The following is a 10,272-nucleotide window of genomic DNA, read 5'->3' as shown; positions in this document are numbered from 1 at the left end:
CGTGATGTGCTTCGGGACAGCGAGAAGAAGCGCCAAATACTTATGTGTTGTTACCGCGAATGGGTCTCCAAAGCCGAGTTGATGAGAAGAACCGGCCTGTCGCCCACGGCACTGGCTAACCACACATCCGCCCTGGCGGACGCCGATTTGCTGCTAAGGAGAAGGGTTGGGCAACACGTCTCTTTCAGGACGGCTCCGCTGCTGGACCACATCGATCTCGACAAGGAGGTATAGCCTGCTCATCGGGACCATGGACGCGGCAACTCCAGAATTGGCAGGTGCTAGTCCGTTCGGGCTAATCGCCATCGTTGCACTTCTCGCGGCGGTCGGCACGTGCTGGGGACTGCGATCAGCAAATTGCTGGTTACCGGTCCTTACGGGTGCTTCAACGCTGGGTTTCTATTGGTTGTGCTCACACGCGTGGGCCAAGGCTTGGCCCGTCCTAGCTGTAGCCCACGTGGCTGCGGCTCTGCATTCCCTGATTGAAACCCATCGGAACCAACTGCATCAACGGCGCGGGCTTCGACACGGCAGACTTCGCATTTTGTCCGTGTGGCTGAGTACTTCGTCTTTCGCTGCATTGTACCTGGACCAGCACCAGGGATTGCGGCTCGAAGTCTTCGTGATGGTGCTTGTCTATGTGTTGACGTGCGAAATTCCGGGTTATTACTACGTTCTAAACCACGTTAAGCAGTTGGGAGCAAACCTCTGGCAACTGGAAGGGTTGATTGCAGACGTCTTCCGAACGGGAACTGACACGGTGGCCCAAAGACTAGCCGAATTCATAGGGTCAGAGTTGTTCGATGATTGCCCGGTTCCATTGAAGCTGGCGTTGAGGAAGATTCACGCCGCCCTGCAATCAGGCCAGCTGCCAGACGATCCAAAAAGGGATCTCTACGTTAGCTGGATGACCTGGGGTAGATCCTCAGTGGAAAGCCAACCCAGGTATCTGCTGCCCTTCTTGTACGAGGTTCGAATGCTCACCGGCGTAGGTATTTTGGCAGCCCTGTTGTTCGGGTAACAACGGGCGGACAATGCCGTAACCAATGGGGGCTAGTTGCAGGTGCCAGTATACCTGTCAACCACATAAGCGCGGCCTGAGTGCGCAGAGCGGGTGGGTAGAACCGGCAGAACTACCGTGGCAGCTATCCAAGTGCGGACCAGGAACAGCATCCCATGGTGTCGTAACAAGTGAGTGAAGGATCGCCTTGGTGTAAATGGGAACACGAGTCGCAAGCCCGTGGTTGAGGCATGGCTTGGCCATTACGCTCTCATCGTTTGCCGCCGCCTGGGGTTGCCTGTGGAGGTGCCAGGCTCAACTGATCAGACAACGTTGCGTGACTCTCGCCGATCAAGAGGGGGCGCGCCAGAAGCAGGAAGCATCAATTGTGAATGGGGGCGTGGAAATGAGAACCGTGTTTGAGACATGCGTACCGCGGCCGGAGGTGCTGTCGGGGGAACTGCACGAGGCCAGCTTCGCGGCCCGGCTGGGGGACGTCGCCCGGGGGACTGCCGACCCGGTGTATGCTGACGCAGCGACCTTCTTCGGCCGGACGCACCCGACCGAAGGCCTGCGCACGCTGCTCGCAGAGGCGCTCGGCCGCATGTGGGGCACGAACCCCATGGCGGCGCCGGTCCTGCGCCTGGAAACGGGGTTCGGCGGCGGCAAAACCCATAATCTCATCGCGCTCTACCACGCTGCTTCCGGCCGGCTTCCCGCGGACGTCCTCGCGCCCTACGTCGAGGACGAGGGGCTTGTCCCCCGCCTCAAGGCGCACTCTGCGTCCCGCGAGGTGGCGCGCGTCGCGGTGGTGGTAGGGGATGACCTGAACCCGGTTGACGGCATCCGCCACCCCGATGGCACGGTGACGTACACCCCCTGGGGCGAAATCGCTTACCAGCTCGGCGGGCGCGCCGCTTACGAAAGAGTGCGGCGCAGCGACGAGTCACGGGTACCCGGCGGCATCCCCTGGCGGGAGATCATGGGCGACGGGCCGGTGGTCATCCTGCTCGACGAGTTGGCCCCGTACCTGCGCACCCTGCGCACCTGGCGGGGCAAGGAGGCGCTGGCGGGGCACCTGGCTCCGTTTCTCAAGGGTCTGTTAGAGGCTGTGGCGGCCTCGCCGCGGGCGGTGTGCGTGCTTACCCTGGCGGAAGCCTCCGACGCCTTCGGCGAGGAAACCGAGGAACTGGGGCAGGTGCTTACCCAGCTCATCGCGGAGCTGAAGGCCATCTCGGGTCGGATCGAACGCATCCTCACGCCCACCTCGGGCGAGGAGGAAATCGCCAGCATCCTGGCCCGCCAGCTCTTCGAGCGGGTGGACACCAGTTGCGTCCCCGAAATCGCCGCTGCCTACCGCGCCTACCTCGAAGAGGCGCAACGCCAGGGTGCGGAGCTCCCGGCAACCGCCCTGACCCCCGACTACCTGCGGTTCCTCGAGCGGAGCTACCCCTTCCACCCGGAACTGCTGGTGACGCTGAACCGCAAGGTGTCCACCATACCCAACTTCCAGCGCACCCGCGGTGCGCTGCGGCTACTGGCTCGGGCCATCCGCCGGCTGTGGGAGGTCCGGCCGTCCGACGCCTGGCTCATCCACCCGCACCACCTGGACCTGTCCTGGGACCCCATCGTGGAGGACCTCACCAGCCGCCTGGACCGGCCTCGCTATAAGGAGGTCGTGCACGCCGACATCGCCAGTCCCGTCGCCGAGCACCCCGGGTTCGCCAGCGAGATCGACCGTGCCTGGCAGGCTTCGGGGCGGCGGCCGTTTGCGAAACGGGCTGCGACCGCCATCTTCCTGCACAGCCTGACGCGGGGCGCAGCGGTAGGGGCGCGCACGGAGGAGGTTGCCCTTGCCTGCCTGGCGCCGGGTGACGACCCCGCACTGCTCTCTCAGGCACTCAAGGAACTCGAGCGGCGCTGCTGGTACCTGGAGTACGAGGGCGAGCGCTGGCGGTTCTTTCCCGAGCCTTCCCTGAACAAGATGGTCGTGGACGAGATGCAGTACGTGGGGGTGACCAAGGGCAAGCAGGTGCTGGACGAGCGGCTGCGGGCCATCTGGCAATCGGGTGTCTTCGAGGTCTGCCGTTTCCCCACCGAACCTGTCGAGATCCCGGACGACGCGGGCAAGCCCAAGCTGGCCATCGTGCACTACGACGCGGCCGTGGCCAGGGAAGAAGACGAGCACCCGCCCGACCTGGTGCGGCGGCTCTTCGAAGAGAAGGGGACCGTGGGCGAGCCGCGCAGGTTCCAGAACAACGTCATCTTCCTGGTATGCGACGAGGCGCAGCGGGCGGACATGGTCACAAGGGCCCGCGAAGCTGAAGCCGTCCGCCGCCTGGCCGAGAATCCCGAGAGACAGAGGCTGCTCACCCTGGAGCAGCGGCAGCGCCTGCGGCAGCGCAAAGACGAAAGCGAACTCCAGCTCCGGGTGGCCATCCACCGTGCATACCGGTTTCTCTACTATCCCTCGGCGGACGCACCTCGGTCGGCCGCCGGGCTGGCGCGTGAGGCTCTGCCAGCCCAGGACCAAGGAGACGTCAAGCAGGACCAGGGCAAAGTGATCCTGGACGTACTGAGGCGGCTGGAAAAAGTCTACACGGGCGATGACCGCCCCATCGCCCCGGAGCTAGTCAAGCGATGGGCCTGGACACACGGCGCCCGTGAGATGCCCGTGGCTGAAGTGGTGCGAGCCTTCGCCATCCGCAGGGGCTTGAGGATGCTGCTCGACACCAAACCCCTGCGGGAGGGCATCTTGCAGGGTGTACGGCGGGGCCTGTGGGTGTACTTCGATCCTGCCGAGGGCAGGGGTTACGGGGCGGGGTCCCCGGTACCGCTCGTGCGCCTGGACGGTGACGCCGTGCTGCTGGAACCCGGACTGGCCCGGGAGCGGGGGATACCCATCGCCGGGGCGGCACCTCCTGAGGAGTGCTGCCCCGTGTGCGGGAAGCCAGCCAGCCGCTGCCGCTGCCAGGCCCCGCCGCCCCCGCCGCCGGACGACAAGCTCGAGGCGTCGGGGACGGCTGAGCAGGCCCTGCAGGGGATCCTCGACCGCATGCACGACCGCAACGTGGCCGCGCTTGCCGTGCTTCAGCTTGCCGTCGACGGAGACGGCCCCGACGGCGTGCGGGAGCTACGCAGCCTGGGACTGGCAGTCCCCCAGCTCGGCCCCGGCCAGTTCCGCTTTGAGGTGTCGGCCACGGGCGAGTTCGAGGGCGGGAGCATGCGTCTCGAGTTCCGCGGGCCCTGGGAACGGTACAAGGATCTGAAGGACGCCGTTATCTCCGTGCTTGAACGGGCGTCAGGCGCTCACGTCCGCGCCCGCCTGGACTGGCGCGCGCGTGATCCTCTGACTCCGGACCGCCTGAACCAGGTTCGCGACATCCTCGCACACCTCATCCCCGGCCGCGTGCGCATTACGGCGGAACCCGCCACCGGGGAGGTGCACGGATCGTGAATCCCCGGCAGTTTCTCCTCTACGTGCTCCCGCGCCCGGACGGGTCATACGGGGTCGAGCTCCGCCAGCGCCTCAACGGCGCCGCGCGGTCCGAGGAGCAGTCCCTGGTCCGGGCGTGGGACTCCCCCTTCCAGGCCAGCCTGCCCCAGGTGGTGGAGGCCCTGCGCAGGAGCGGCTACCGGCCCTCGGACCTGAGCCGGACCCGCCGTGAGCCCTTTGAACTCAGGGAGGACCAGGGAGTGCGAGTCGCCCTGACCCTCCTTGCCATCAAGCCCCTGCGGAAGACGACCCGCATGGAGCGGATTGCCGAAGCCATCCGCAGCATGCCGGACGAGGAGGCCTACTATTGGTTCAGCAAGGCCGTCTCGGCAGGCAGCGCCCGCCGCGCCCTGAGGGTGCTGTTCGGAGGGGAGTGAAGACGTCGCATGCAGAGTCCGCTGATTACCGGTTGGCTTCCGGTCGGCCCACTCGGCGCGGAAGCCCGCCGCGAAAGAGCAGCCAGCAGTGCCCTTCCTCCGCTGTACTTCCTGCACGTCTGGTGGGCGCGGCGGCCGCTCGTGGTGTCTCGGGCCGCTGTCCTGGGAAGCGTGCTCCCGGCCTGGAGCCCCGACTGGCCGGAGAACCTCCTGCGGCTTTTCCCCGACGAGGAAGCCTACCACGAGTGGTTCCTCCGAGACCTCTTGGGCATCCGCGGTGATCCGGTGGCGGCACGGAAGGCCCTCGAAATCGCCCGGGAAACGGGCGAACGGCTGGCCGGTGGGGGTTACGGTTACGGCCGCGCGTTCACGCATACGCCGTCCGGAGAACAGATTACGGCTATCCGCCGGCTCTTGGATGTCACGTGGGGAACACACAACCTGCTGATCTCTGACCCCATGGCAGGGGGCGGATCCATACCGTTCGAGGCACTGCGCTGCGGCTTCGCCACGTTCGCCAACGAACTGAATCCCGTCGCCCACGTGATCCTCCACGCCACGCTCGACTACCCCGCGCGTTTTGGAGAAGACCTGGTGGACGACCTCCACCACTACGGTAACCTATGGGCCGAGCGCGTGGCGGAGCGCCTTGGGGAGTTCTTCCCGGTGGCACCGTACGAGCGGGTTTTTGCGTACCTCTGGGCCCGCACCGTAGCGTGCCCTTACACCGGCAAGCCGGTTCCGCTTTCCCCCAACTGGTGGCTGCGGAGCAGGGATGAGCCTGTGGTCGCCGTGAGGCTGTTGGCTGACCCCGGCGCGCCCAAGTGCCGGTTCGAGATCGTGCGGGGAAACAAGGCGCGTGCCGCACGTCCCGAGCGGGGTACGGTGGCGCGCGGGACCGCCGTCTCACCCTGGACGGGAGAAACCATCCCTGACGACTACATCAAGGCCGAGGCCCAGGCGGGGCGCATGGGCGCGCAGCTTTATGCCGTGGCCGTGCAGACCCCGCAGGGCAAGGACTTCCGGCCCCCCACGCAAGAAGACCTCGAAGCTGCGAGCCGGGCTGCGGAAGAGCTTGCCCGCCGGCTGCCAGCATGGGAAGCGCGAGGGCTAGTGCCGCGCGAAGCGTTCCCAGAGATGGCCACTGACACACGGCCCCTCCAGTACGGGATGCGGACCTGGGCCGACTTCTTCTCGCCGCGTCAACTGCTGGCTCTGTGCACGTACCTGGAGGTGTACTGCGAGTTGGCTGCCGAGGTGCGGGCAAGTCTCCCCGAAGACCGTGGCCGCGCGGTTCTCACCTATCTCGGTTTCGTACTTGACAAGTGTGCTGACTATAACTGTACTCTGGCCAGTTGGGACGCCACACGGTACAAGGTGCGCAACACCTTCGACCGCCACGATTTCTCCTTCAAATGGAGCTTCGGGGAATTCGATGCAGCACGCATGTTGCTGCCCTGGACTCTTGATCAAGTGGTTGACGCCTACAGGGGGATTGCGCGGCTGGCTGGCCAACCGGCGCGCAGCCTGTTCGCGGTCTCCGGTCCCCGGCTCCCGGTTACGGTCAGGTACGGGAACGCGGCTAACCTGGCGGAAGTGCCCTCCGGGAGCGTGCATGCCATCGTGGTGGACCCGCCGTACTACGATAACGTCATGTACGGCGAGCTCTCGGACTTCTTCTACGTGTGGCTCAAGCGCACGGTAGGCGACCTGTACCCGGAGGCGTTCGGCACCCTCCTCACCGACAAGGACTCGGAGGCGGTCGCCAACCCGGCCCGCTTCCGCGGGATGAGGGGCCGAGCCCCGAAGGAACTCGCCGACCAGGATTACGAGCGCAAAATGCTGGCCTGCTTCCGCGAGATGCACCGGGTGCTCCGGGGAGACGGAGTGCTCACCGTGATGTTCACCCACAAGCGCACCGACGCCTGGAATGCCCTGGGGCGCTCTCTCATCGAGGCGGGCTTCGCGGTAGAGTCCTCCTGGCCCGTGCGCACGGAAAGCGAGCATTCCCTGCACCAGGCCAAGAAGAATGCGGCACAGTCCACCATCCTCCTCACCTGCCGCAAGCGCCAGAGATCGGGCGAGCCCGCATGGTGGGACGAGATCAAGGCCGAGGTGCGCCACACGGCGCGTGAGCGGGCCGAGGAGTACCAAAAGGCAGGGATCACCGGGGTGGACCTGTACCTGGCCACCTACGGCCCCGTGCTCGGGGTGCTGTCGCGGAACTGGCCGGTGCTCTCCGGGGAGGCCGATGCCCGGACGGGCGAACCGCTCCGCCTGGAGCCTGAGACTGCGCTCAATGTCGCTCGGGAAGAAGTGGCAGCCCTGCGCAAGCAGCGGCTCCTGGGCAGGGCGGTGCGGTTCGACCCCGTCACCGACTTCTGGCTCCTGGCCTGGGACGCCTTCAAGGCGGCGACCTTCCCCGCCGACGAGGCACGCAAGCTCTCGCTCGCGCTGGGGTGCGACCTGGAGGCGGATCTCGTTCGCGCCCACCGCGTGCTCGCGAAGCAGGGCGATGCGGTCACCATGCAGGAGCCGCTGGGGCGCCGTACCCGGGGCCGGCTCGACCCTGACGGCACCTTTTCCGTGCTGCTCGACGTGCTCCACACTGCGCTCCTCCTCGCGGCCGAAGAGGGCACTGCAGCGGCGGCGCGTTTCCTGGAGAACCGCGGCTACGCCCGCGACCCCGTCTTCCGCGCCCTGCTGCAGGGGGCCATACGCGCGGTGCCGGCAGTCCACAACCGGGAGGGCCGCTACCTCCGCCCGGAGGCCGAAGCCCTGGAGCGGCTGCGTCAGGCGGCGTTTCCCGACCTGCCGCCTGCGCCATTGGAAGAACCTCGCTTCAGGATGGGGGATATGTTTGAACAAGACAGCGGACTAGACGAGAGTCCGGAACCATGAGGTGTACGCTGTGGCAGGCTGCCTCACCGAGGTCAACTGGAAGATCTCCTACGGCCCCGCGGACGACCGCCTGCGCGACTTCTACCTCCCTGCCCTGTCTCGGTCGGTCTCCTACGACCGCACCGCCGGGTTCTTCTCCTCCTGGTCCCTGGCCATTGCGGCCGCGGGCGTGGCCCACCTGGTACGGGCGGGCGGCCGCATGCGCCTCTTGGTGGGCGCCCAGCTCTCGGATGAGGACGTGCGGGCCATCGAACGCGGCGAGGAGGACTTCCAGGCGGCCCTGGAGGTCCGGCTCCTGCAGGCCCTGGAAGACCTGGCGGCGGACCCCGCAGACCCCGCGCGGCGGCGCCTGGAGGTGCTAGCCTGGATGGTGGCGGCAGGCAGGCTCGCCATCCGCGTGGTCCTGCCCCTCGGGCCCGACGGACGCCCCCTGCCCGCTTCCCTGGCCGCCGACTATTTCCACGCCAAAGAAGGCGTGTTCACCGACGCCTGCGGCCACCAGGTGGCGTTTTCCGGCAGCGTCAACGAGACGCCTCAGGGCTGGGTCACTAACTACGAGCAGTTCTCCGTGTACTTCTCCTGGGATGCCACCCGGCCCTACCTGGCTCAGGTGGCCGAGCGCATCCGCCGCCTCTGGGAAGGGCAAGAGGAAGGGTGGCGCGCCCTACCCATCCCCGAGGCGGTGAGGCAGCACCTGGTGCGCCTGGCTCCGCCCGAACCACCCCTGCGCGACGCCCTGGAACCGGGGTCCGCAGCGGCCCCGCGCCTCCCCGCCGATCAGCGGGAACGCATCCTGTTTGCCTTCCTGCGCGACGCACCCTACCTGGAGGGGGGAGAACACCTTGGCGTGCGCACCGCCGGAGTGCGCCCGTGGCCCCACCAGACCCGGGTGGTGGCGGAGGTCGTGCGGCGGTTTCCCGAGCGCTTCCTTCTGGCCGACGAAGTGGGGCTGGGCAAGACCATCGAAGCGGGCCTCGTCTTGAGATCTCTGCTCCTTTCGGGCGCGGTGCGCCGATGCCTCATCCTGGTGCCCAGAAGCGTGCAGCGGCAGTGGCAGGAGGAACTCTACGAGAAGTTCGCCCTCAACGTGCCCGCCTACGACGGCCACGCGTTCACGGATTACTTCGGTCCTGTGGCGGCGCCGGATACCAATCCTTGGGATGCCTTCCCGGTACTGCTTGCCTCCAGCCAGCTGGCCAAGCGCGCACAGCGTTCGGCGGAGCTCCTCCAAGCCGCCCCCTGGGACCTGGTCATCGTGGACGAGGCGCACCACGCCCGGCGGCGCGACATCCTCGCACGCAGCCGCTACCGTCCCAACCGCCTGCTGACCCTGCTGGAAGGGGAAGGCGGTCGCCCCGGGCTGTGCTCCCGTACAAGGGGGCTGCTGCTCCTGACCGCCACCCCCATGCAGCTCCACCCGGTGGAACTGTACGACCTGCTCCGCCAGCTCGGCCTGCCCCCGGTGTGGGCCGCCTCCGAGGAGCGCTTCCTCCGCTTCCTGGAGGAGTTGCGGGCGGTGCGGGCCGGGGACGGGGACTGGAGGTTCCTGCTACGGCTAGCGCGCGCCGCGGGCAGTGAGGGGGTCGACGACCTCGTGCCGGCCCTGAGGGGAAAGCTGGGGCTGGTGGCGTGGCAACGTGTGCGCGAGGTATTCACCGGACAGCGGCCGGTGCACGCGATCGGATCACTGTCGTCTGCAGAACGGGCTGCGCTGCTGGAGTTGTGCCGCCGGGCGTCTCCTCTGGGTCAGAAGATGTTCCGCGCCACCCGCGAGACGCTCCGCCGCTACCGGGAGCTGGGGCTTCTCCAAGAACGCGTTCCCGAGCGCCGTCCCGAGCCCGTGTGGATCCACATGAGCCCTGAGGAGTGGGATCTCTACGGCCGTGTCGAGGACTACGTGTCCCGTTTCTACCAGCGCTTTGAAGGCGAGCGCAAGGGCCTGGGGTTCATCATGACCGTCTACCGCAGGCGCCTGACGTCTTCCTTCGCCGCCCTGCGCCGCAGCCTGGAGCGGCGCCGGGACTACCTCCTCAACCGTACCGGCCCGGCTTTCGGCCTCACCGACGAAGACACCGAGGACGCGGACCTGGACGAAGACGCCCTGGAAGAACTGCACGACGCGACCGCCGGAGGGGAGCTTCCCCCCTCTCTCCGCCGTCTTATAGCCGAGGAGATCCGCGAGGTTGACGCGATCCTGGACAGGGTGGCGAGGCTGGGCGAGGACACCAAGTTCACGCGCCTGGTGGACGAACTGGGGCAGGTCCTCGCGCGGCGGGACACGGTGGCAGTGTTCACCCACTACACCGACACCATGGACGACCTGCGGAACCGCCTGGTGGGCGTGTACGGCCGCTCCCTCGCCTGCTACTCGGGGCGCGGGGGTGAACGGTGGGACGGGCGGGAGTGGGTGCGGGTCACCAAGGAAGAGGTCAAGAACGCTTTCCGGGCGGGGCAAATCCGGGTGTTGCTCTGCACCGAGGCGGCCAGCGAGGGCCTTA

Annotated in this window: 6 protein-coding genes; all 6 read left to right on the top strand. The window is 67.1% G+C overall.

The genetic code is table 11. The features are described from left to right. A partial coding sequence (locus AB1609_07810) for a hypothetical protein (protein MEW6046372.1) occupies positions 1 to 234 on the top strand: 234 nt, incomplete at its 5' end. A 391-nt stretch (positions 235 to 625) separates the two neighbouring features. Further along, positions 626 to 1,021 carry a hypothetical protein gene (locus AB1609_07805; GenBank protein ID MEW6046371.1) on the top strand — a complete coding sequence of 132 codons (396 nt, stop codon included), beginning with the start codon at positions 626 to 628 and terminating at the stop codon, positions 1,019 to 1,021. A gap of 385 nt (positions 1,022 to 1,406) precedes the next feature. Next, a complete protein-coding gene (locus tag AB1609_07800) occupies positions 1,407 to 4,457 on the top strand; it encodes a DUF499 domain-containing protein (GenBank protein ID MEW6046370.1) in 3,051 nt (1,016 codons plus the stop codon). Then, entirely contained in the window at positions 4,454 to 4,873 is a 420-nt protein-coding gene (locus tag AB1609_07795; protein MEW6046369.1) for a hypothetical protein, read from the top strand. The genes AB1609_07800 and AB1609_07795 overlap by 4 nt, the downstream gene beginning before the upstream one ends. A 9-nt stretch (positions 4,874 to 4,882) precedes the next feature. Beyond that, positions 4,883 to 7,774, top strand: coding sequence for a DUF1156 domain-containing protein (locus AB1609_07790; protein ID MEW6046368.1), 2,892 nt, complete (start codon positions 4,883 to 4,885; stop codon positions 7,772 to 7,774). 10 nt (positions 7,775 to 7,784) lie between these two features. After that, the coding region (locus tag AB1609_07785) for an SNF2-related protein (GenBank protein MEW6046367.1) at positions 7,785 to 10,272 on the top strand (2,488 nt) is incomplete at its 3' end.

Source organism: Bacillota bacterium (assembly GCA_040754675.1).
In the GTDB taxonomy this organism is placed as follows: Bacteria; Bacillota; Limnochordia; order Limnochordales; family Geochordaceae; genus Geochorda.
Note: the sequence above shows the minus strand (reverse complement) of the source record. Positions and strands in the feature narration are given on the sequence as shown.

Bases quoted from the DNA above. Each gene is read 5' to 3' on its own strand.
- AB1609_07805 (MEW6046371.1), top strand. From the start codon at position 626: ATGGTGCTTGTCTATGTGTTGACGTGCGAAATTCCGGGTTATTACTAC.
- AB1609_07800 (MEW6046370.1), top strand. From the start codon at position 1,407: ATGAGAACCGTGTTTGAGACATGCGTACCGCGGCCGGAGGTGCTGTCG.
- AB1609_07790 (MEW6046368.1), top strand. From the start codon at position 4,883: ATGCAGAGTCCGCTGATTACCGGTTGGCTTCCGGTCGGCCCACTCGGC.